The organism is Acidithrix sp. C25, assembly GCF_904848545.2.
The window spans coordinates 1-21,943 of the sequence record NZ_CAJHCI020000002.1; the positions used below are offsets into that span (position 1 = coordinate 1).

19 protein-coding genes and 1 pseudogene are annotated in these 21,943 nt (G+C 47.2%); 9 read left to right on the forward strand and 11 right to left on the reverse strand.

What is annotated here, in order from left to right; translation table 11 throughout:
• On the reverse strand, window positions 1-303 hold a 303-nt coding region (locus tag ACIDITHRIX25_RS93305; protein WP_213333432.1), incomplete at its 3' end, for an alpha/beta hydrolase.
• Between the two features lie 473 nt (window positions 304-776).
• Between ACIDITHRIX25_RS93305 and ACIDITHRIX25_RS93310 the strand changes: the two genes are divergently transcribed.
• Window positions 777-1,499: a hypothetical protein gene (locus ACIDITHRIX25_RS93310; RefSeq protein WP_201732975.1), complete on the forward strand. Its 723-nt coding sequence runs from the start codon at window positions 777-779 to the stop codon at window positions 1,497-1,499.
• Window positions 1,500-1,882: 383 nt separating this feature from the next.
• Here the strand turns inward: ACIDITHRIX25_RS93310 and ACIDITHRIX25_RS93315 are convergent, their stop codons facing one another.
• From ACIDITHRIX25_RS93315 to ACIDITHRIX25_RS93325, 3 genes are all read right to left on the reverse strand, one after another.
• A complete protein-coding gene (locus ACIDITHRIX25_RS93315; protein WP_201732976.1) occupies window positions 1,883-3,442 on the reverse strand; it encodes an LCP family protein in 1,560 nt (519 codons plus the stop codon).
• Between the two features lie 749 nt (window positions 3,443-4,191).
• On the reverse strand, window positions 4,192-4,377 hold the full coding sequence (locus ACIDITHRIX25_RS93320) for a hypothetical protein (protein WP_201732977.1): 186 nt from the start codon (window positions 4,375-4,377) through the stop codon (window positions 4,192-4,194).
• Between the two features lie 947 nt (window positions 4,378-5,324).
• Window positions 5,325-5,495, reverse strand: coding sequence for a hypothetical protein (locus tag ACIDITHRIX25_RS93325; RefSeq protein ID WP_201732015.1), 171 nt, complete (start codon window positions 5,493-5,495; stop codon window positions 5,325-5,327).
• Window positions 5,496-6,715: 1,220 nt separating this feature from the next.
• On the opposite strand from ACIDITHRIX25_RS93325, the gene ACIDITHRIX25_RS93330 reads away from it, so the two are divergent.
• The 4 genes from ACIDITHRIX25_RS93330 (at window position 6,716) to ACIDITHRIX25_RS93345 (ending at window position 10,626) form a co-directional block, all read left to right on the forward strand.
• Window positions 6,716-7,276 (forward strand): hypothetical protein, encoded by a 561-nt coding sequence (locus ACIDITHRIX25_RS93330; protein ID WP_201732978.1) that lies wholly within the window; start codon window positions 6,716-6,718, stop codon window positions 7,274-7,276.
• 689 nt (window positions 7,277-7,965) lie between these two features.
• On the forward strand, window positions 7,966-9,057 hold the full coding sequence (locus ACIDITHRIX25_RS93335) for an ice-binding family protein (RefSeq protein WP_201732979.1): 1,092 nt from the start codon (window positions 7,966-7,968) through the stop codon (window positions 9,055-9,057).
• Complete coding sequence (locus ACIDITHRIX25_RS93340; RefSeq protein WP_201732980.1) at window positions 9,026-9,724, forward strand: class F sortase; 699 nt, start codon at window positions 9,026-9,028, stop codon at window positions 9,722-9,724. The genes ACIDITHRIX25_RS93335 and ACIDITHRIX25_RS93340 overlap by 32 nt, the downstream gene beginning before the upstream one ends.
• 470 nt (window positions 9,725-10,194) lie before the next feature.
• Window positions 10,195-10,626: a hypothetical protein gene (locus ACIDITHRIX25_RS93345; RefSeq protein WP_201732981.1), complete on the forward strand. Its 432-nt coding sequence runs from the start codon at window positions 10,195-10,197 to the stop codon at window positions 10,624-10,626.
• Between the two features lie 829 nt (window positions 10,627-11,455).
• Here the strand turns inward: ACIDITHRIX25_RS93345 and ACIDITHRIX25_RS93350 are convergent.
• Entirely contained in the window at window positions 11,456-11,677 is a 222-nt protein-coding gene (locus ACIDITHRIX25_RS93350; protein WP_152626202.1) for a hypothetical protein, read from the reverse strand.
• 112 nt (window positions 11,678-11,789) lie between these two features.
• The gene (locus ACIDITHRIX25_RS93355) at window positions 11,790-12,521 is read right to left on the reverse strand and encodes an IS1634 family transposase (protein ID WP_201732982.1); all 732 of its coding nucleotides are present in this window, start codon (window positions 12,519-12,521) and stop codon (window positions 11,790-11,792) included.
• A 22-nt stretch (window positions 12,522-12,543) separates the two neighbouring features.
• On the opposite strand from ACIDITHRIX25_RS93355, the gene ACIDITHRIX25_RS93360 reads away from it, so the two are divergent.
• Together ACIDITHRIX25_RS93360 and ACIDITHRIX25_RS93365 are read left to right on the forward strand one after the other, a co-directional pair.
• The gene (locus tag ACIDITHRIX25_RS93360) at window positions 12,544-12,672 is read left to right on the forward strand and encodes a hypothetical protein (protein WP_283770420.1); all 129 of its coding nucleotides are present in this window, start codon (window positions 12,544-12,546) and stop codon (window positions 12,670-12,672) included.
• A 6-nt stretch (window positions 12,673-12,678) separates the two neighbouring features.
• A complete protein-coding gene (locus ACIDITHRIX25_RS93365) occupies window positions 12,679-12,951 on the forward strand; it encodes a hypothetical protein (protein WP_201732983.1) in 273 nt (90 codons plus the stop codon).
• Here ACIDITHRIX25_RS93365 and ACIDITHRIX25_RS93370 read toward each other — a convergent pair.
• The 5 genes and pseudogenes from ACIDITHRIX25_RS93370 to ACIDITHRIX25_RS93390 all read right to left on the reverse strand — a co-directional run bounded on the left by ACIDITHRIX25_RS93370 (window position 12,925) and on the right by ACIDITHRIX25_RS93390 (window position 18,635).
• Window positions 12,925-13,662, reverse strand: coding sequence for a nuclease-related domain-containing protein (locus tag ACIDITHRIX25_RS93370; protein WP_201732984.1), 738 nt, complete (start codon window positions 13,660-13,662; stop codon window positions 12,925-12,927). The two genes, ACIDITHRIX25_RS93365 and ACIDITHRIX25_RS93370, sit on opposite strands and share 27 nt — an antisense overlap.
• A gap of 524 nt (window positions 13,663-14,186) precedes the next feature.
• Window positions 14,187-15,201: pseudogene (locus ACIDITHRIX25_RS93375) on the reverse strand (IS1595 family transposase).
• A gap of 242 nt (window positions 15,202-15,443) precedes the next feature.
• Window positions 15,444-16,154 (reverse strand): ATP-binding protein, encoded by a 711-nt coding sequence (locus ACIDITHRIX25_RS93380; RefSeq protein WP_201732985.1) that lies wholly within the window; start codon window positions 16,152-16,154, stop codon window positions 15,444-15,446.
• 29 nt (window positions 16,155-16,183) lie between these two features.
• Window positions 16,184-16,690: an AAA family ATPase gene (locus tag ACIDITHRIX25_RS93385; protein ID WP_213333434.1), complete on the reverse strand. Its 507-nt coding sequence runs from the start codon at window positions 16,688-16,690 to the stop codon at window positions 16,184-16,186.
• Window positions 16,691-17,195: 505 nt separating this feature from the next.
• Window positions 17,196-18,635, reverse strand: coding sequence for an ATP-binding protein (locus ACIDITHRIX25_RS93390; protein WP_201732987.1), 1,440 nt, complete (start codon window positions 18,633-18,635; stop codon window positions 17,196-17,198).
• A 981-nt stretch (window positions 18,636-19,616) separates the two neighbouring features.
• Between ACIDITHRIX25_RS93390 and ACIDITHRIX25_RS93395 the strand changes: the two genes are divergently transcribed.
• Window positions 19,617-19,922 (forward strand): helix-turn-helix domain-containing protein, encoded by a 306-nt coding sequence (locus ACIDITHRIX25_RS93395; RefSeq protein ID WP_052605315.1) that lies wholly within the window; start codon window positions 19,617-19,619, stop codon window positions 19,920-19,922.
• On the forward strand, window positions 19,919-21,193 hold the full coding sequence (locus ACIDITHRIX25_RS93400) for a type II toxin-antitoxin system HipA family toxin (protein ID WP_201732988.1): 1,275 nt from the start codon (window positions 19,919-19,921) through the stop codon (window positions 21,191-21,193). The genes ACIDITHRIX25_RS93395 and ACIDITHRIX25_RS93400 overlap by 4 nt, the downstream gene beginning before the upstream one ends.
• Window positions 21,194-21,943: the final 750 nt, after the last annotated feature.

Genomic DNA, 21,943 nt, shown 5'->3' on the forward strand with positions numbered 1-21,943 from the left:
GATCAAAACTATCTTCGATAAATGATCAGCAAATCCATCCAACCAGTCATAGAACCAGCCCATCGTCTTCGAAATCGATTCTGGAAGCGGACGCCCTATTCCTTTATTGGCAAACCATGCATATCCAGCGCCTTCAGCGATCGGAGCGCGCAGAGCCACATAGCGAACCCCTTTGGGAAGATAGCTAGCCAAGGTGATGATCTCGGTCTCGGTCGATCCCCGTCCATGTAATAAAATGACTAACGGTGCCTTAGGATCATCAGAGCCAGCTGAAACAATAGTTGGCACCTCAAAACTTTCCATATTGACCCTCTTCTTTCAAATTAGTACATCAACAAAAACAATTTCTCAAATCACCAACATGACAATTGCGCTGGTCTATTCCAAGAATTTCAAACCCACCAGCGTAAAAAAATCTAACACCCTTATTGAAAGGATCAAAAGACATACAAATCAATAGGAATAAACTAATTTTATTTACCGCCTTGATGTTTAAAGTTCAAACAACTATTTTGAACCTAACGATTCGAAATTACAAAAAAAACAATACCCCAGCTACAACAATATTGAGAAAAAAAAACCTCAGCCAAGCAACATCTTTTTGATCGCGAAATAAACTAAACATCCATAAAAAAAATAATTAAAAAAATAAGCCCCAAAGGTAACCGATGATACTTCTCCAACGGATTACTACTTAAGTAAAATTTTCTATCTGTTGGCAATTAATTTCGATAATTCGTATCTATCTTCAAAACAAAATGATAAAATAAATTTTAATGTACCCATTTACGTACCCATTTAATCTAAAAAAAATATTCTCCGGTCTGAGCTTTGCAATAGCATCAACAGTCATTCTTACGGGATGTGCCCAAGCTTCATCAACTTCTACTTCCACATCTAGCCAAACGCCTAAAACCTCAGAGACTACCAACGCCAATCAAAGCGGTTCGACTTCAGCCGCTACAAGCACGACACTACCGTCTCTAAATCGTCTAACCAGTCTCACAAATTACAGCTATACCATGACCGTAGGGACTGGGAGTGCATCCTTGACAATGACGGGCCAAATCCACAGTCAAAGTAATTTTGAAATATCTTTAGGGACAACTCACACATACCTAATCAATAGCCAGGCCTATGAAGTGCTCGGCAATCTCGCATCACAAAAAATCACCCTAAATCCGACGTATTTTCAACAACAAGGGATAATTGCTGCAGCTAACACATTCTTCGACCTCACAAAGGCGTCCGGGGTGAAGGTTGAACCATCAGGAAGTTGCACTATCGCCGGTTTAAAAGGCACGCTCTACAAAGAGACAACTCCGTCCAATGCGGGTATCTTCAAAATCGCCCAAGTAGGTTGCGTTGCGAATTCTGGCGGAGCCCTCTTGAGCTTCAACCAGGGCGACTCTGGTTCCGCAGCTCCAGGAGGAGGCGGACAAAAGTACTTCTTTGAAGTTACAGGAGTCAACAATGTTTCTAAATTTGTGACTCCTTAGCCGTGACCTTAAAATCAGATTTTGCAAATTCAAAAGAACTAACAATCCGAGAAACCCGTTTTATGTGAAGCTTCCCTAGAGAGCCCAGAGGTTCCAAAAAACCGGGACAGCAGTAAGGCTCTTTGGCAACTTGCCACAAAAGCCAAATACCCTACACGTTTCGGAATCACTCACCTCAATAAGATCAGGAGCCGATTGTGCTCCAAATCCGCCCACTAACGATCGTGACCTTTGACAGTTCAAAGTCACAGGTTCTAACAACGTTCACCGACGCTGAGAGCACAATATCTCCATGGCCTAGCTCCAAATCAAAGTGCATCCTAAAAGCCCACGAGAAAACCTGAATTATTGAAGTAAAAATCCAAAGTCTTTATGGAGCGAAATCAGGCCGGACATGCCCTGGGATCCCAGGGCTGGGGCTTTTGGGATACATTAACTTGAGTTGCACCAGTAATGCTAGCTATCGTCGTTGAAGGCGACGATGCGGAAGTTGATGAAGTAGCAGTTGTACTACTCGATGGCTGGTTCTTTGTGGAAGACGGTGTTACAGGAGCAACCGCAACTGCGATCTGGTCTCCAGCCAACAGTTCCAGCGGAGTCGAATATCCGGTCGATGGAACTTGGCCCATTATGACCTCGCCTGTCAAAGTTGCCTTGAGAGCTTCCGCCTTTGCCAAATTGCCAGGCGTATAGTAAATCACCGATTCAACGGGATTTGCATTAGGAGGGATTGCCCGCGCCTTAGATACGTTGAAGCCCAATCCGGCAAGGCCACTTGAAATAGTCGAACCAACGCCCGCAGAGTTGGATCCATTTACCACCGTAACATTAACAGTCGATAGAGTAATCTTCGGCTGAGCTAAACCGATCAAATTCTTCAACATAGTTGTGTCTGCTGGCTCCTGTGGCAGGACGATCGATGCGTAATTGGTGCCATCAAAGACATATCCAGAGGCCGGACCAAAGGCAACCGGAAGAGTGCCTGTTGGCGTTGCGGCTGGGTTCGCGTGACGATAAGTAAGTATCAGCGAAAGCATCTCTGATTCAGTAAATTGGCTATCTATAGTTAAATATGGAAGCACATTTTTCAAAAGTGATAGATCTTTAACTGGATTAGTAATCCCCGAAGCCTTCACCTGAGAAGCCAGAACCTGAAGAAATATATGATCCCGTCGAGTCCTAGACAGATCTCCCAATCCATCGTATCCCCAAGTCCCATTGGGCAATTGATATTGTAAATGGCGTGCACGCACTACCTCAAGTGCTTGAAAGCCATTCAAGGTAATGCATCCGGGCTTTGTTATGTTCAAACCCGAATACGCATCCTTGACCGGCATAGGAAAATACATCTTGATTCCGCCAAGGGCATTGACTATTCCTTGAAAGGAATCAAAATTCAACTCAACATAGTGCTGGATCGGAATACCTAAGTCGTATTCGATTGTCTTAACCAATTGGTTCGGGTTCTCAGCGGTGCCGGTAGCTTTAGTGGGATTTAGCGCAGCATCAACACGCTGCAGCTTCTTCGTCCCTGGGATTGGCATAAAAAGATCTCTAGGTATCGAGACCAGAGTGACGTTCTTGGTTTTCGGATCAAAATGTGCAATCATGGTCACATCCGCACGACCACCGCCAACCTGAGACGAAGAGCCAAAAGCAGCGACCTCAGATGGACTCAAGCCAGTTCTAGTGTTGTTACCGATGAGCAGGATATTTAACGGTTGTCCCGCAACTTGAACATGCTCTGACGAAACACTAACCTTCTTGACTTTCGAGAAAAGATACTGCCCGTATACAAACGAGCCCAGCGCACCAAGCAAAATCACCAAGACCAAAAATCCAACAATGAACGCAGATCTTCGAAGCCGTTTGGCTCTCGTGGTTCTTATCTTCTTAGAGCTGGAAGGGTAGACACGCCTATTAGCGCCACCTAGATCCGCCAACTACGTGCTCCTCCTAAGACGCTCACCAACAAAGGGTACCGATGAACTCTAACAATTCAAACAATCATAACCGACTGTGGAATAAATAATGGCGGACATAACTCTCGTACGAGATAATCCCTGATGAGCGGTATATTTGTAGGGGGTGTCGCCTGCGGACAATATTCAGATCGCACGTTTTGCTATCTAATTGTCAGCAGCCAATTATAGGTTTGTGGACAAAACTATAAAATCCAAAGATCTAGACGATCTTGACCCTCATCTTCCATGGTTATCTAACGCAAAGGAATTATCCCTAAAAGTCCTCAAACAAACGATAATCAAATGAACCTTGGAGCAACATTGAACCACCCCACGGATATACGGGTGATTCCTGGCTCAGGCTGCTTGAATGCCCAGCGGACACTCAGCTCTTATGCCATCAATACCAGCCGCATTCAAACCAGCCCAGACGACTGTCATGGCCGCAGAATTCTTGTCCCTTGAATTTCCTAACCCACAAACATAACAGGAATAGGTTCGTTGGGACAATGCTAAGCGAGTGCTTGGTTCTCGCAGTGCAGCTGAAGCAACCGATAGTCGTCTACCTTGGATGGAGGGGTTGTGGGCCTGAAGCGTGCTTCTAATTCATATAAACACCGGTCTGCTCTTGGCTACGCTATCCGGTCTGCTCTTGGCTACGCTATCCGGTCTGCTCTTGGCTACGCTATCCGGTCTGCTCTTGGCTACGCTATCCGGTCTGCTCTTGGCTACGCTATGACAGCATCATCTTTCTTCTTAGCCATGGTTGTCTTAGTGAGAGATTTTGGTTCTAACTCTTCCATGGCGGCCTGGTCGTGGTTCATCACAAATAACTTGGCGTAGTTACATGATTCAACTTGTCGTTTTTGTGCGACGCTGCGATAAGTCTTGGCGGCATATTTTTCTTGGCGCATCGGTGGCCCTTAGAAGTTGATCGTCCACTCTGGGTTTACGTCGAGCCATCTTGCGTTGATAGCGAGAAAGAGGGATCTGGGAGGTTTTTGGTCTTTCAGGATGAGGAAAGTCGTAGGTGTCATCTGTTATGGTAGCAATCTCATTTACTACCCAATCAATCCCTATGATCGCTCCGTTCTTGGGGAGTGGCTCGTGTTTCACTTAGATGACGAAGCTCACTCACCAATCACCAACTCCGTCTTGAAAAGTTCCTTAGAAAAGACGGCTCAGATAAAAAAGGACGCGACCAGACCGGGTGGACGATATTGCCTCCAGCCAGATGTAACTGTAAGAGGTTATGCCTATTTGTTGTTGATCTGGTGATCGGGTTTGTCCTGTTCCTTTTGTTCTGTTCTTTGAGGGGTATCCACTCCTTGTGCGGTTGAAAGCCTTTGACCTGGCTTGTCCGAAGTCTCAAATGGTCTGTTGCCGGGTAACTGAGGAAGCATTTGGCAAACACTCATTTTCGCATCGCCAATGGGTGGGGTCTTTACACAATTTTGCCGGCCCACACTAATCTTGTTCTCAGGAGTAGATGTGCTAAAGGCTGCTTTGGACTCTTGAACACAGCGGCTCCAGACCCATCGGGCACTGTCTCATTCAGCACTGTCTCGTTAGGCACTTTCTCATTCAGCACTGTCTCGTTAGGCTTGCAGTCTTGACCCAGCATCTTTAGAAATAGGCAATCGGTAGTTGTACCAGATGGCGGAAGAGCCAAGTTTGCGTGATAACACTTCGGTGTATAGCTTGCTCATATGGAGATCAAACCCAATAACAACCCAATAACAAAAAATTGTCTAGCGCTGTATTTATCATGTTCTAAGTACGACAGATCAATTACCGACGATGATCTAAAGTAAGGCACTCATCGAGCCTTAGCTCGAGGAAATCATTACTCAGCTTTGCATCACGAAGGGGCCAAAGAAGGGGCCAAAGAAGGGGCCAAAGTGGACTTTAGACCATGGCCAATCAACTCCATCTCCTCGTTAGTGTCGATCCCCAGTTGTGGAATATTCACTATGGCATCGATCCTCTCGTCAAAGTAGATCAAAGCTTGGTCGTCTCTGAGGCTGCGCATTGAGTTGCTAAGTCTTGGCCACAGCCTCGCTAGACCTGTAGCTAAGACTTAGTCTTCGTCACTAGGAGTCTTCGTCACCCCGCTAGAAATCATCAAGCAGTAGGTGGCTAATCAGCGCAATGTTTGAGCACAGTTGTAGGCGCTTCGCCCCGGTGGGACGCTATATCCCCAGGGCTAAAACCAGGGGCATTCCGCCAAATGCCACATTCTGGTAAATACCGAAAAACCTCGGCGGGCTACCAAGCAATCCCCCGGTTCTTACATCACTATCGTCAAAGTCATTTAATCAAAATCTTGCGCTCTGCAGCAAGGGCTAGACAACTAGAGCTCCGAACTAGGATGCCAACCTTTATGAAGCAAAGATGCTGAAAACTTCCAGATCTAGGCGATACGAACGTACAAGTTGGGTTATCAAACACGGGGGCTTCGATCAAATGCAATGCCAAACATGCAACATCAAAGCTGCGAATCTAAATGCGCAAATATACGCCTGAAAACAATCAGTATCTCCAGCTCACTAAGGATAAAGTTACCACTTAAAAATCAGGATACTTCGACCATTTTATTGGTGTTAGCGTCAAGATAACATGGCACCATGGGCCAAAAGCGGTGCTCAAATTCCTCAACCTAACCCTGCTAAATATTTCAGCCGCAGAAATCTAAATCAAAATTAATAAGAATACTTTGAAGCGTTCACCTCTGACGAAAGTCAAACACTCACACTCGTTACCTCGTTACCATGAAGGTCAATTACAATTTGCATCGACCACCAAGGAATGTGTAGCCCAAGAGACATTTGAAAGAACCTATGATTTTACGATAATTTCGCAATTCATTTATTGTAATGAATAAAAATAACTTACCAATTGCCTCACGTAACATTAATTCCAGATAACCAGCCTCCCAATTCGCTAAACGAAAAGCTTTTTACTTTTTACCCTTTCGACTATCTAAATACGACCCACCCGAATCCATATCACTCGAATAGATCGTTGGCTCATAGACCCTGCTGGGGTACCTATCAATTCTTCCTCAGAAAATCCAGGCACTCAATAACAATGTCATACTGCCCGAAAAGTTGTTGACCTCCAACCGAAATCAAAGACCGTAAAATCAGCGCCACACAACACAACATCACCTATCAGAGCAGAGTCAAGGGTTCCAAATGGTTCGTCAATTATAGATTGACAAATAGAATCTGTCAATCTATAATTGACGGTATGATGAAAAAAATCGACGACCATGTAGCCGAGCAGATACGTGAATCAATCACAGAAGCCATAAACAGCGCAATTCGAGACAAAACTAGAGAGGATGAAGTTATTTCGGAGTTAGTAATCGCAGCAACTCAGGTCGGCTTAGACCACTCTCAAGAACTTCTATCCCAAGCGGTATTGGCAGCTCGCCACGCAGGCGTTAGCTGGAGTGAGATTGGAGATCAGCTAGGCGTCACCAAACAGGCTGCTCAGCAACGTTATAGGGTTACGAAGACACCGGTAGTAGGTGCAACCCAACGACTACTAAAGCCAGTTACCGCCTTAAATGAGATGGCCAAATTAGCCGATGCTGGCGCTCACGGGTGGCACTCGATTAGCTACGGTTGGCTATATCACCTTCTTGAAAAATCCGACCAGCAATGGGAGCACCATCGTGACGGATTCCCAATTCCAGGAAATCGAAAGCGACTGGAGGCCCATGGATGGACGTGGATTGGAACAACATATCCATGGCAATACTTCAAACGGCCACTAGATACGCCGGCTTTCAAGGAGAGCCTCTAACAACCAATGCCAAAAGGCCCAATCTGTCGCTTAGCATTGGACTCAAAGCGATATCGTTTTAGGATCTGACAGAAAATAAATAAATCGCTATAGCTAAGCTCTGAAACTTTAGACCTCCAACAAAATAGCATTCGATCATTTAGGCCAGGCAACCAAGCCAAAATATTCGAAAAATATCGCTCGAATTCACACGGCACGTCAATCGCATAAAAGTTAAACATTTATGAGAAAATACTTATTATCAACACGATATAAACGATGGTTTTGATCTACCCCTGGCCTATCGCCAAAGGAATTTCAATAAAATATTAACGATATTCAAAATAAACAACAAGTTATATGTTCGCACCTTGACGATATGGCTCATTTTTAAATGGGCATCTTCCGCCTTCTATTTGTTGGCATATTGACGTCACCAATCTGCCAACTTCCAAGTTTCGGCTGTTGCGATATATGCTCCCGTTCAATTCGAAGGTACCTTAGGTTGTAGGCGATTCTTTGTTTGAAAAGATTATGAATTTGCAGCCTTGCGAAACAATGGCCTACGAATTATGATATTTCGAACAATTAGAAACTCTTTTATCAATTTCAAGTAATTGATCCTAAATTGATGTACTATTAGAGTCAATGAAATCGATTTTCAACATCGTCGATGTTGAACTTAATTCGATCCGAAGGCGATGCATCCTATGAGTACTTCCCCCTTAGCCCCTAATGGCTCTTCTTCTCCTGTTAATTTTTGGAAGGTTCGAGGATTAAACAGACAAACAAGACGATTACCACACCGTCACGCCAAACTCACCGCACTGGGTGTGAGCATCTTGGGTTTCGCAGTCTTCACGGCCTCAACTAGTAGCCCCGCATTTGCTGCGACCGCTCTCAACCTTGGCTCGGCTACGTCGTATGCGGTCGTGGCGGGTTCGACGATTACCAATACCGGGTCATCGGTCATAAGTGGAGATATTGGACTATCTCCAGGCACATCAATAACCGGTTTTCCACCCGGTACCGACACAGGTACAACCAACGCCAATAACTCAGCATCGCTAGCTGCACAGACTGCTGCGACAGCCGCATACGGCATTGCAGCAAGCCAAAGCGCGACAACCGTAGCAGCCGGAACTTTAGGTGGAGTGACATTTACGCCAGGGGCATATAACAACTCGACTCTGAACCTAACAGGGACAATAACCCTAAACGCTGGCAATAACCCCAACGCCGTATTTATCTTTCAAAGTGGCTCAACCCTTACGACAGCTTCATCCAGTAATGTAGTGTTAGAAAATGGAGCACAGGCATGTAACGTCTTTTGGCAAGTTGGTAGTTCCGCGACCCTCGGTACAACTACGAATTTCGCAGGAACCATATTGGCACTGACTTCAGTGACCCTAAATACCGGGGCAACCGTCAACGGGCGCATTTTCGCCCAAACCGGAGGGGTAACCCTCGAATCCAATTCAATCACGATACCGACTTGCTCCACGGCTCCTACGACGACCACAACTTCGAGCACCACAACTTCGAGCACCACCTCTACAGTTGCTGCTAGTACTACAACTACACCCGCTACCGTTACAACAACTACACCCGCTACCGCTACAACAATTACTCCAATTGCCGCGCACGCATCCGGGGTTATTCCTGTAGGTGCACCTGCTACCGGAAAAGGTGGAACTGCAGGTAACAGTCCTATGCAATTGGGAATCATCGGCTTCGGCGCAATCATCATCGCCCTAGGTGCGGCGGGGTTTGCCTTGCGGTCCCGTCATCAACATGGCTAAACAAAGTAGATCGGCCCATCGGATATCTCAAAACAAAAACTCATTTCGTCAATGGATCTGGTGGGGCATTGCCACAGTTGCCATGACAATTGGTGTCGTTTCCCTCGTTGGCACTTTGCCTACGAGGGATCCAATCAAAGTGGTAATTGCCAAGGCGGTCGCACCACGACCGCAAAGAGTGGCCTCTAAATTTGCGACCATTCCGAGCGCTCGACCGGTCCAACTCACAATCCCGGCAATTGGCATTAACACCTATGTCGGGACGCTAGGACTACAGGCCAATCACCAAGTCATGGTGCCTACAAACTCCCATACGGTAGGGTGGTTTATTTACGGTCCTACACCAGGGCAGATTGGGTCATCAGTTATTCTTGGCCATGTAGACTCCTACCTCGGACCTGGTATTTTTTTCAATTTGAAATCTCTTGTTGCCGGAGACACAATCACACTGGTGCTAGCCGATGGTACTGTAACAAACTTTGAAGTTACCAAAGTCGTCCAGTATGCAAAAGCGTCATTCCCCGATCAATTGGTCTATGGTTCAAACGGCACGCGCTCACTTCAGCTAGTTACCTGCGGTGGAACCTTCGATCATGCTACGGGAAGTTACGAATCCAACATCGTAGTATTCAGTCAACTCGTGAGTGCTTCTTTGCCAAAGCTGTAGGAAACTACAATATTCAACTCGAATGAATTGCCACAAAGCAAGGTCACGAATCGGATCTCGACAAAATAACTGACAAAAACTAGGTAAAGCCAATCAAATGCCATTTGATCAAAATTGTCGATTTGCTTGAGATTGTCCACAATAAGAGACTTGAGACACAAGACTACCGCCACCTGATCAAACTCATCAGGGCCGATTAAATCTGGTGCTTCCAATGATTAATACTTTTAGGAAGTGCTCCCGGATGATATTGACCACAGAGACAACGGCAGATGTACCGGCCGTGTTGGTAAGGCTGTGTTGCTGAAGGGGTAACCCTAGTCGGGTAGCCTCCATTATCAAAAAGTGCATAACCAAGAATTAAGACGCCGAAGATCCAAGAGAGCGATGTCTTTCGCCGGGTAGAACGACGCGCACCTTTGGCCGGTATCTTGATTGGCTCCACCCTGGGTATTGGACAGTATCCGAAAATGTACGCAAATGCAACTGCTTCCTTTGATAGTTCCAATCCACACAGTGCCGTAACTCGGATAATCGAAGCTATTAGCGATAGTCACACTGACGCCTTGGTCCGACTGACAGACTCCAAACGCGCTCATCAATTGACAGGAAGATCTTCCCCTCGCCCTGAGGAGCTCCGGAAGGTTCTCCATAACTCCTTGATCGATGTTCTTTCATTGGCCACATGGAGTCTTGCAACCGCGCCACGACTCCCAGCGCCGGACACCGAAATAGTGAAGTGGGTAAGAACCGGGCCAACGGTTGAAGTGGTTCGGGAGCCTCACTTGGTCACCGCAAATACTTTCCTGTTCGGACTTTCCAGTTCAGATGCGCTCAGCATGGATGGGTCCCCGTCAAGCTTGATGACTCCGACCCTGCCACTACGGGCGGGTAACCTATAACTCGTATAGAGTCATGAACGCCATGTGATCCACCTGAAGTGCGAGAAGATCGAGCGGAGTGGAAATGAGACAAGCGTTCATAATCCGAAAGTGGCACGTATGGAGAACCAAATCATTGCAAAGGTCCCAGGGTCGCAAGGAGCCCCCATTTCGCTGACACCATAGCCACTTTGTGTGGCTTGTCGGGTTTTCCAGCTAGTCCGCAGGGTTAAAACATGCCCTGACCTGGTAGGCCCGGTGGGATGCGAACCCACAACCAAGGGATTATGAGGTGTTCACAAAGTGTCCGAACTGGAAGTCAATATGTCCGAGTACGTCTCATTTTTGCAGCTCATCGAGGCGTTTCGGCAAGGGCGGTGAGACAACCTCGGACTGGGTCGGACGTTCTCGGACACAATTGTTGGGTGAAAAGTTGGGTGAAGCGTACATAGAGATCCCCCTAAGCATTGGCTGACCGTGTTGATCTCATTGTTCGTACCCGAACACTACCAACGTGTTCTTCGGTGCCAATGGATCGCCTGACCATTGCTGTCCTGGTTGCGAAGAGCAAAACACCAAGATTAAAGTGCGGTTCTGACGGGGTAACGACAATCGGTTTCGCTAAGTGCCAACATTACCTGGGGACAGAAGCCGCATCGGGTCCCTTGGTAGAGTAAGGCAACCTACTGGATCTTTTCACTATCCAGACAGACCGCACTCTCAAGCGTTAACATCTATCTCAATACCCGACGAGACTTCTCGTAGATGCTATCAGCGGGGGTCATCAATGAAGTTTGCCATTATCCGGGGGCTATTAGTAGCGTTCGCCGGGAGCGGCACTGCTCTTGCGTCACCGGCGACTGTAGCTTCTAGTTCGAATCCTTAGGCCATCTTCGCTCCAGTTAGGGAGGGTTCTGGTAACACCTACTCCACCCTCACCTAACTTTGACTCACTCACTGCAAGCAATACAGCTCTTCGTGCCAACGGCTTTCCCGAAAGGCCAGCTGGCGCTCCTTCGGGTTGGTTTATCGGGGCGGCCTCGCAAACGAAATGGGTATACCTACGGCTCACTCCCCGATATAGCCACCAGCTGGCGTCACCGTTACATCAAAGCGCTAGCCCATCTTTCCGAAAATCAACCTATTCTCCCAGCTAGTTGAGTATGTGGTCTTACGTTGGGACACTACAAATGCGTCGCAATGGTCTTTATCCGTTTAAGGGGATCACTAACTCCTAAGAGACGGTAGATCTCTTTGTGAACCGGCTCAGGAACACCACTAGTGCGGATGTGATAGACGACGCCTTTATCTGATGTAAGAACTATGGTGGCTCGGCGGTGACTGTTAAGTTGCTCTTGGATGGTTGACCATCTTCTCTTATCGTTATTTTGCCTCAAGGTCAGCTCAATGGCACTAAGGAGGTGATAGGCAAGTACTGAGATGAAGAGGTGAGCAGCAGTTCGGCTAGCTAGTTGATGATAGACCGGTCGAAGTCCAAGATCACTCTTGAGGGATCTAAAGGCATCTTCTACTTTAGTGAGAGTCGTATAGATATTCCAGATCTCACCTGCATCTAGCTCGCTATGGCTGGTGTCTATGACGTAGGCTCCTTGGAGATTATCATCTTTGGCTTTAGTGGGTTTTTCTGTAATAGTAAGATTGATTACTTTGTCAAAGCGTCTCTTTTTGATGATCTTGCCATGGTCTTGATGATATTCAAGGGATATCTCGTATTTGGAAGCAATACTTGGGTACTTGGCCTTGATGCGTCCGATACGCTCTGAGACAACTGTGGTCTTAGATATAGAACCCTTTGTGATTGAGGTATTCAACGAAGTGATATCTACTAAGAATCTCTCGTTAGCTTGACTAGAGATCGCTGATTCCTTCTTGGATCTCCCCAAAGAACGACACAACACCACGGTTGTGGTGTTGTTGTTGGTGGAAGAGGAGGAGATGGAGGAGGAGATGGAGGAGGAGATGGAGGTGGAGGAGATGGAGGTGGCGTTAGTATCAGTGTCGGTGCTGTCGCTGATATTGTTGCCGGTGGCACCATTACGGATATAGTCGTCAGTGTCGGTGCTGCTGTCGCTCTTGATGATTTTGGTGTCGGTGCTGCTGTCGCCCTTGCTGCTGCTGTCGCCGTTGCTGCTGTCGCCGGTATTCTTGCTGGTGGCACCATTACTGCTATTGTCGTCAGTGCCGGTGCTGTTGCTGATATTGCTGCCGGTATTCTTGCTGGTGGCACCATTACTGTTATTGTCGTCAGTGCCGGTGTCTTCAATGAGTCGAGCAAACTTTAGAGGTAAATCTACTCATCTACTTTGGCGGCAATGCTTTCGCTAGCCGTTCAGCTATTTGCCAGATCCTATCTTTCGAGAGCGCTTCAATTTCGGCCATCTTCCGAGACAACGCATTCGGTCCAGACACGAAGGCGCCCCTGACTGAAAAAGGCTTGGCGAACCATCCCCATTCAGCGTCCGTAAAGCAAAGAGCCCCATTAACAGCTATTTCATCAGAGTCAAGCGCAGACCTGACCGCTTTCAACTGCCATTCAAGACCATCTGCAAGCTTGGTCTTATCCCGGCCATCAACGAATAGGTGAATATAGGTACTAAAAAATCCTCCTACGTCACGTTGTTGGACCAAACCCGAGTAGTTTTTTGCATCGATGACCCACACTCCAGACGGTGCAATCGCGATATGGTCGATATTGGCCCGACTCTTTGGAACCTTGCGGTCATTTAGTAGGATGACCCTATCTCCAAGGTTTTCAACCAAGACAGACGCTAATTTTTGCTCACCTATCGAACCCTTTTTCCAAGCGATCGTGGACTGGGGGTCATCGCTCAAGAACTTAACGATTCCAGCAAACATCCCAAATTTCGCCTCAATTTGAGCTTCGCGTCTTTCGTGACGCCTTTGGTACTCTTCCATTGCAGACTTCCCGGCCACACCAGTTTCGATAAAAGGTAGTGCTGGTGCGATAGAAATGCCACTGCTCTCATAAAGCTTCTCGACGGGAGGGCTCGCAATCCCACCCTCGAAGCATCTCACGCACAACACCTTGCGCGCCTCCACATCCCACCAAGCTCTATCGCCAACAGCGAGCTGAACTCCACAAAGCGCGCAACAATCGGCGCGACGAAGCGATAGCTGTTTCAAGGCCAATTGCTCCAATCATTCGATCGGATGAACTACTGTCACAATTTGCAGATGTCGCTCCAGAGTATCTGGTAGCAAAAGACAAATTACAAAAAAGACTCCGAGTTAATATTTACGTTATAAGTCATCGGTAAAACCTTTCAATTAATTAAGGGTTGATTAGAGCCCAAATATCAATTCAAAAGTTGGCAGCGCTCATACCGTCGAAGCTGTAAATGCCTTACCACTTCGCCACTGAAGGGCTTTGCCACCCAGCTACACTGCTCTCTAAAGCGCTGATTAGGCTGCGTCGTTATGACCCAGTTGAAAACGTGTTTTCAATCGTTTACTATCAGGGTACCCAAATCTGAGCAGCTGATCAAATCGATATCGAAGTGCAGTAGCTGGATGAAATAAGAAGTAAAGAATCATACTTATCAAGTTTCGTAAGCAAGAGCCATTTTGGAGTCAGATTCGCGGAGTAGCGGATGTGGAGACGCAAACACACATGTATTGAGAAGTCGCTCTACCGAGGACATTTCAAAGTGCCTTGGGTTGAATCGGTATGCAAATTCCTCGAGGCATAAGTTGCTTATGTTCCTCACGTCCGTGGTATGTTCCGTCGATAAATTTCTTGCAGTTCCCTATCAGGATGTTGAGCCATTTGAATGTTACATGTGCTTGTTCGTCTTTGGATAGAGTGAACCAGTGCGCTAGTCCAAGGTCTTTCAGCACATACCCCGTAACTTGGGTTACCATTACTTATCAGCTTGGTATTAGAATCTCAACGTCTCACAAAAACATCTTTGGGTGATTTAGCAGTGGTATCTTTGATTACTTCCATGAAGCAATGAGTAGGAGCACCATTGCTAATCGACACTCCAATTAGAACATTGGTTTGTTTTGTTCCCTTTCCTCTTCTGCCTTCGCCATGGCTCTCACCATCTAAAAAGAACTCATCTACTCAGGCGTTTTCTCCAAGTTTGTATAAACCATCTCGGTCAGCCATTACGCTCAGCCATTACGCTCAGCCATTACGCTCAGCTATTACGCTCAGCCATTGCCTTAGGTAGCTTATTTAGCATCAACCAGCCAGTCGAATAAGATACTTGAACGAATTTAGCAGGGGCTCTGATGGCTAGGGGGTAGTAGCCGAAAGACCACGCTTGTCGTTGGACAATAGATAGATAGCGGAGAACCACTTGGATAAAGAGATATGGCTTCGATGGAAGATGGTTCTGGAGGTAACGCTAGTTTGACGGTGAAAAGATTTACATTGAAAAAGTGGAGCTCGAGATGCTGCATTTCTTGAAATGATTTGGCCTTACTAAAGTAAATTGATCGAAGTTACACTTTGAGCATCTAAATCCCTCATAGCAATAGCAATTTGATCAAATGATCTTCACATGCTTCCTCTGAAGCGAAGCGTACCATAAAGCCTGAGATATCCACCATGCCACCTTAGTAGAACATCTGTTCTACTAAGGATTAGCTCCAATCTGGTCTCGGTGAAGGCGAAACTTACGAAACTTGATAAGTATGTAAAGAATTGCCTTCGATTGTAGATTTGGACGCAAAGGGCAAATCGTCTGTAAACCGAGGGGTTTTGGATAACGGCTGCATTTACTAGACGTGTCTTAAGGACTATAGAACAGCTAATCCGCGACCCCTAGATACTAAATAACTTTCAATTTTCACGCCCTCCAAAGTATGTCCATTGGCACCGCGGCAACGCGATCACCAAAAAAAGCTGAATTAGAGCCTGTGTGAAGGATGGAACCTGCAACAAACCTACTTCCGAGTTTTTCACGCAGGAAGCTAAGGCCCTTTGCATCCTTGACCGTTGGGTTTGAATTGGACTTAACTTCTACTCCTACCACCCGTCCGTCAGGTGTCTCTAGTACAAGATCGACCTCACCGACGTATTGGTCTCGGAAGTGTGTCAACCTAGCCGTCTCATTGCTCCAAGTCGATTGACGTCTGATTTCACCGGCGACAAAGGTCTCAAGCAAGCCGCCGGCTAGATTCGGATTGGCATCTAAAGAGGCACCCTTAGATGAAACATTCATAAGTCGCGCAGCCAAGCCTGCATCGAGAAGTGAAACCTTTGGACGAGATACAACGCGCTTTGAAAGGTTGGTTGTCCACGCCGGTATGTTCTGCGTCAGATATAAGGTCTGTAGCAACTCTAGATAAGGAGTCAGGGTACGTTGAGGAATGTTGGTGTCGCGAGCCAAGTCGGCAACGTTCAACTCTCCGCTACTTCTTGCAGTCAACATTCTCGGGATCACTGGCAGCTCCGTGATACGTTGAAGGTTCGAGATATCCTCAGCCTCCCTGCGAAGTATTGCATTAGCATAGTTATAAAACCAAAGGTCACGACGCCTTCCCGGAGCACGATTCAAGACCTCGGGATGTCCCCCGCAACAGCTAGTTAGAGATAGTCATTTCGGCTCAGATCACTTGTATGGTTTATGAATCTTTCACCGGACAAAGCCCGATCGATGAACTTCTCCCTATGCCCTATGAGCTCACCCTGACTTAGGCCGAACAACTCGATAATCTCAGTCCAACCAGCAAGACTATCTTCGATAGTGGGTAATGTGAGGAGATTGGCCGATCCAGTCAAAAGAAAGCTACCCAGACGATTATCGCCATCGACTACGAACTTTAGCGCTAAAACTAATTCAGGGACACGTTGTACTTCATCAATAGCCAAAAGACGACCTGGGTCGGAGTTGAGGCACCCAACTGGATCCTCACGGACGCCGTTCGCCGCAACTGGATCGTCAAATGAAACTAACCGTCCGTCCTTAGAATCGACAATCTCTCTAATGAATATCGTCTTGCCCACCTTCCTGGCGCCCTGTATAACAACAACTCTGGTATCGCCAAGGGCCTCTAATACCCGACTCTTGGCATTTCTAGCGATTCGCACCATGTTTTGATTTTAGAAAATACTCCCCGATTTGCTGTACTTACTTCGTCAACTTACCGTCGTCGGTCGTCTCGAACATCGAGGTTGGGGGCTTTACCGACTAGCAGCCGTTCCCATCCCAGAACGGGGTGAATACCAAAAAGCCGTTTCGGGGTCTAACGGATTAGAAGTTATTTCTGGGGAATCTGCGCTTGACCTTTGGAACCTAGCGCACGTTAAATCTATAACGTAGGAGTAATAGCGCTCTCCTAACACTCATGTGGTTCACCAAGACTCCATAACTGGCAAGTAACCCCTACGTGATTATTAGATTTACGTCTTGAAAGACGATGTGAACCTTCTCACGATACGCGACACGACGCTCCCTATTCCGAAGGAGAATGCAGAGCTTTCAATTGCATTCAAAAGAGGTAAAGTCTCGTGGGAAGTAAGGACATCGAAACCCAGTGGAACTGAATGGGATGTTCTCTGACACATTTTTGGGTGGATTGTTGAGTGGACAATTCGGTTATTTCCCGGAGAAGGAAAGCGCAAACGCCAGAAAAGATGAAGGTACCGCCCAAACAGCTTCTCCCTCTGTTGCGTCGAGAATATCCCTAGTCGCTAGGATTCCGGTACCAATAGCCGAATTGCGCAAGCCGAGGGCCTCCTGTCTCCACGAATCTGAGACGTATTTGCCCTCGATCGGTGTCATACGTGTCCCCAAATCCGCACACTTACCTACAAAATCAACCTCACTGCTAGCGTTTCGATAATGAGTGATCCAGTCCCCGGAACGAACCGAGCCAGGGCGCACTCTCTCATTCCACTGCAGAAGGGCGACGCCAAGCTGTTGCTCGTTCAAGCGGGTGACGTCGACTTGGCTTCGACCGTTGACGAGCTGTGGCAGTTTGGCTACGAGCGGATCAAGAAAATAGAGCTTTCCCTGCTTGCGAAGATCCGCGTTACCGCTGTTATCAGCTCTCGGGTTTCTCCAGACGAGAAATGCACTCGCGAGAGCATCGATACGCTTCATTAGAGTCTCTCGAGCCACCCCGACCTCTTCGGCGAAGCCACTTATGGCAGTGGGACTCGACAATCGGACCCCGATACCATTGATCACCGCACCTAGGATGACCTCGTTCATTCCACTGGTGATTGCGTCACCTCTCACTACATCCCACAAGGCCTGCCACGTTGGCACCGCCACCTGATTAGTCCGACGCCATTCACCGACAGCCTTGGGGTACCCACCAACCTCAAGGTATGTCTGCCAAGCGGCTACCAAGTCATCGGTATACGGAGCGAGCGCCATCCAAGTTTCACGAGCCCGAGCAGACATCAACCCATCTGCACGAAGTCCCGCAACGGATGGCAAGTCAATTGACAAGCTATGACAGAACTCCCCAAAATTCATTGGCAGTAGGCACCTGTCGGGGTCGTCTACGGGACCTCTGCGACCTGCAAAAGCTTTAATTGCCTCGTCGAGATCTTGGTTCGTTGAACCGGTGAGTACGACACAATCATCACCGAAATGGGTGTTATCTCTGAGGTTCTTCACCACCGACCACCACTGCCCGCGGCAGGCCGTGACCTCATCGATAAACCAGTACCTCGGCCCATCACCCACAGAACTCGTTAAAACTCTCACCACATATTCGTACAGCGTCCCGAGCCGATTGGCCTGCCACCCATCCACGGTCACACGTATGATCTGCAGCGGATTTACCCCCTGGGCAAGAAGCGCCTGAATAGATCGCTTTACTAGCACAGTTTTGCCAACTCGTCGGGGACCGTAGAGCATATAGAGGCCTCCGGACCGTATGTTCGCCAAAGACAAGGGATAGTAGTCAATCTGAGATCCGGCGGCCTCGAGCATATCTCGGTCAGTCGCTGCCCAATGAGGACTTCGCCACCAGGGACTATCTCGACGTACCGCCTCAGCAACCTGTCCCTCATTTACAACCATAAAAAAACTATAGCTTAAACCCCAGCGTTTTTGTAAAGAGCGTCTATAAAAACCCCAGGGTTTTTGTAAAGAGTGCCTACAAAAACCCCAGGGCGTTGTAGGCACAATCGTCCACGGTAAAGCGAAGTTCTATATAACCTTCAGCCAATCGAACTCCGAAGCGAGCCGCCTCTGGATTGTTCGACGCGGTATTGGGGGAACCCCATAATTGCAAACAAGCGTGCGCTGTATCTTTAAGCGTTGCGCTTTAGAAGGAGAAGAGTACCGGCTCGTCCTTCCAAGTTAATCCTTCGCACTACCGGGCCTTTGGTGAGCATTCTGTGATTGGTACTGCAAGACATCCGATGGTTCATCGAACCTTGGATCGGTTTTGCGAGGTTTTTTGAAACTTCCATGGGATGCTTGCTACGAGTGATGCCTAGGAACACGCCGATGTTGCGTTTTCAACGCCCGTATTACTAACTATCCACTGATAACTCATTACTGAATAGCAACTTGCCGTAGGCCCACCGGGACTCGAACCCGGGACCAAGGAATTATGAGATGGACTGGAAGTGTCCGAGCAGGGAGTCATAGTGTCGCATAATTGCAGTTACTAGCTTTACAATCTAAAGACCATTGAGACTCCGTGAAACTGAATGTTACGCTCTCGGACACATTTGTTGGGTGAATTGTTACGTGGACAGGCTTGCTTTATCAGCCCCAAAGATTTCAGCGAAGTGGTCCAAAGATTGTGGCAAGGTCAAACGTCGCCAGACATATAGCAATCAGTGTCGCAACCGCTTCTTACTTCCTTCATTGGACGATTGTGCGATAAAAGTCGCGTGTACGATCATCCACTTTGCTATAGTGTGTACGATCATCCACTTTGCTATAGTGTGTACGATCATCCACTTTGCTATAGTGTGTACGATCATCCACTTTGCTATAGTGTGTACGATCATCCACTTAAGACAGCATTTATTTCCTTAGGAGGCACCTTTGAAGAAGATTCTTTCCATGAATGATCTAGCGGCTATCGTCAAAGGACGACGTCTTGAACTCGGACTCAGCCAGAATGCACTTGCACAAAAGGCACAAGTCTCACGTGAATGGATCGTGCAATTCGAAGGCGGAAAGATTTCAGCCCAAACCATCCAGTTACTTCGAGTTATTGAAGCCCTAGACCTTTCCCTTTCCGTCTCGGTCAACACTAACGCCGTTGCAAAGGACAGTGCAACGTCGACAAGTACATCTTCGACAAGTACATCACTCGATGAATTACTACAAAGATACGGTGCTAGATGAGTGATGCATTGTCAGTAATTTTGAACAATCAAATTGCTGGAACGATTATTCGTTCCAGCAACAGTACCATTCGATTTGAATACGAGGAAGACTATCGATATCAATCGAACTCTACCCCGCTTTCGGTCGCAATGCCGACATCTATAAAGACTCACCCTCATTCGGTCATATCGCCGTGGCTTTGGGGGCTTCTTCCAGAGAATCAAATTGTGCTTGATCGTTGGGCTCGGAAATTTCAAGTTTCATCATCGTCACCATTTGAACTTCTCAAAACGCCAATAGGCGAAGATTGTCCTGGGGCCGTTCGCTTTGTGTCTCCAGATCGCGTAAAAAGTATCGTAAACGCACCTTCGGAACTATTACCACTAAGCGACGAGGAGGTAGGGAAACGACTTCGCGACCTTTTAAAAGATTCAGCTACGTGGCTCGGTGAGTCATACACTGGAAGGTTTAGTCTTGCGGGCGCACAGGCAAAGACCGCTCTAGTTAGAACGGAAAATGGATGGGCCTTACCGGTAGGTTCCATGGCTACAACGCACATCCTCAAGCCTGGAATTTCTGACTACCACGATCATGAAATAAATGAATATCTTTGTCTGAACGCAGCCCGTCTTTTGGGGCTACGAACCGCCAAGACTTCTTTGGAATGCATTAGCGGAGTTGCTAGCGTAGTATCAGATCGTTACGACCGCTATGTCGAAGATGGAATTGTCAAGAGGATTCACCAGGAAGATCTATGTCAAGCTCTTGGAATTATTCCAGCAAAAAAGTACCAAAACGAAGGTGGTCCCTCTCCCCTAGATATTGTAAAACTCCTTCGCAGAGCACTCGCACCAACCGCAGCTGAAGTTGCGATATTGAACTTCGTCGACGCTCTGATATGGAATTGGTTCATTGGAGGAACAGATGCACATGCTAAGAACTACTCGATCTTAATCCTGGGACAAGAAGTTAGGTTTGCACCACTCTATGATGTGGCTTCCGCACTTCCATACGACGACCATGAGAAAAAACTCCGCTTTGCAATGAAGCTCGGAGGGTCGTATGGTGTTTGGATAGATCGAAATCCATGGCCTTCCGTCGCAAAAGAATTAGATCTCGGCAATGACTTGATTGTCTCAAGGGCGCAAGAGATCGGCGACCGTATCACCAATTCCTTCGAAGAAGTTTCGCGAAGGTCAGAGGTTGCTGACCTAGCCAGTACGTTACCTTCGCGGCTTTTAGAGAAAATCAACGAACGATCGAAACGTTGTATGACAATTCTCAAATGATGCGAGGTGAACCTTCTCACGATACGTGACACAGTTCTCCCTTTATACAAGGAGAATACAGGTATCGGGGGAAAGGAATAACAGAAGACTAGGAAAGAGAAGACTCGTCGACAATTTGACGGCGAATTCAAAAAAGACGCAGTCAGACTTTTCTAGAGTAGCAACTCGCTTATAATGCAGGTAGCCGAAGATTCTGGCATCTCAATGGCGGCGCTATTTGATTTGTTCACAAACCTTCATTTTGTCGCCGCCTTCATCATCATTTCGACCAAATCAAAGAAGCTGTGATTTTTCCACAATCTTTGGACTACTTGAATCCGGATACTTGAACCTACTGCCGATCACTTGACAAAAACGTCCAACAGGCTAATATCCGAAGAACCAGAAATGGTGGGCCCGGTGGGATTCGAACCCACGACAAAGGGATTATGAGATGGCTTGAATGTGTCCTAACTAGTAGTCAAATTGTCGCAGCTCGTCCCATAATTGCAGCTCCCGGCTTTGCATTCATATGGTTTTTGAAACACAATGAGACTGAATGGGACGCTCTCGGACACATTTGTTGGGTGGAATGTTGAGTGGAATGACTACTAACCAAACACACATCAGTTCGCTAATTCTGCGTACGTGGGTGTAAATTACTGAAACATTGACTTTCGCTCTCTGTCTGGTGTGCTCATCGAAGTACTCCCCCTAACTTTGGTAGGGAAAATACGATCTTTCCCAGATAGAAACGATCAGGCTGTTGTC

Bases quoted from the DNA above. Each gene is read 5' to 3' on its own strand.
- ACIDITHRIX25_RS93310 (WP_201732975.1), top strand. From the start codon at position 777: ATGTACCCATTTACGTACCCATTTAATCTAAAAAAAATATTCTCCGGT.
- ACIDITHRIX25_RS93320 (WP_201732977.1), bottom strand. From the start codon at position 4,377: ATGCGCCAAGAAAAATATGCCGCCAAGACTTATCGCAGCGTCGCACAA.
- ACIDITHRIX25_RS93325 (WP_201732015.1), bottom strand. From the start codon at position 5,495: ATGCGCAGCCTCAGAGACGACCAAGCTTTGATCTACTTTGACGAGAGG.
- ACIDITHRIX25_RS93330 (WP_201732978.1), top strand. From the start codon at position 6,716: ATGATGAAAAAAATCGACGACCATGTAGCCGAGCAGATACGTGAATCA.
- ACIDITHRIX25_RS93335 (WP_201732979.1), top strand. From the start codon at position 7,966: ATGAGTACTTCCCCCTTAGCCCCTAATGGCTCTTCTTCTCCTGTTAAT.
- ACIDITHRIX25_RS93345 (WP_201732981.1), top strand. From the start codon at position 10,195: ATGTACGCAAATGCAACTGCTTCCTTTGATAGTTCCAATCCACACAGT.
- ACIDITHRIX25_RS93385 (WP_213333434.1), bottom strand. From the start codon at position 16,690: ATGGTGCGAATCGCTAGAAATGCCAAGAGTCGGGTATTAGAGGCCCTT.
- ACIDITHRIX25_RS93390 (WP_201732987.1), bottom strand. From the start codon at position 18,635: ATGGTTGTAAATGAGGGACAGGTTGCTGAGGCGGTACGTCGAGATAGT.
- ACIDITHRIX25_RS93400 (WP_201732988.1), top strand. From the start codon at position 19,919: ATGAGTGATGCATTGTCAGTAATTTTGAACAATCAAATTGCTGGAACG.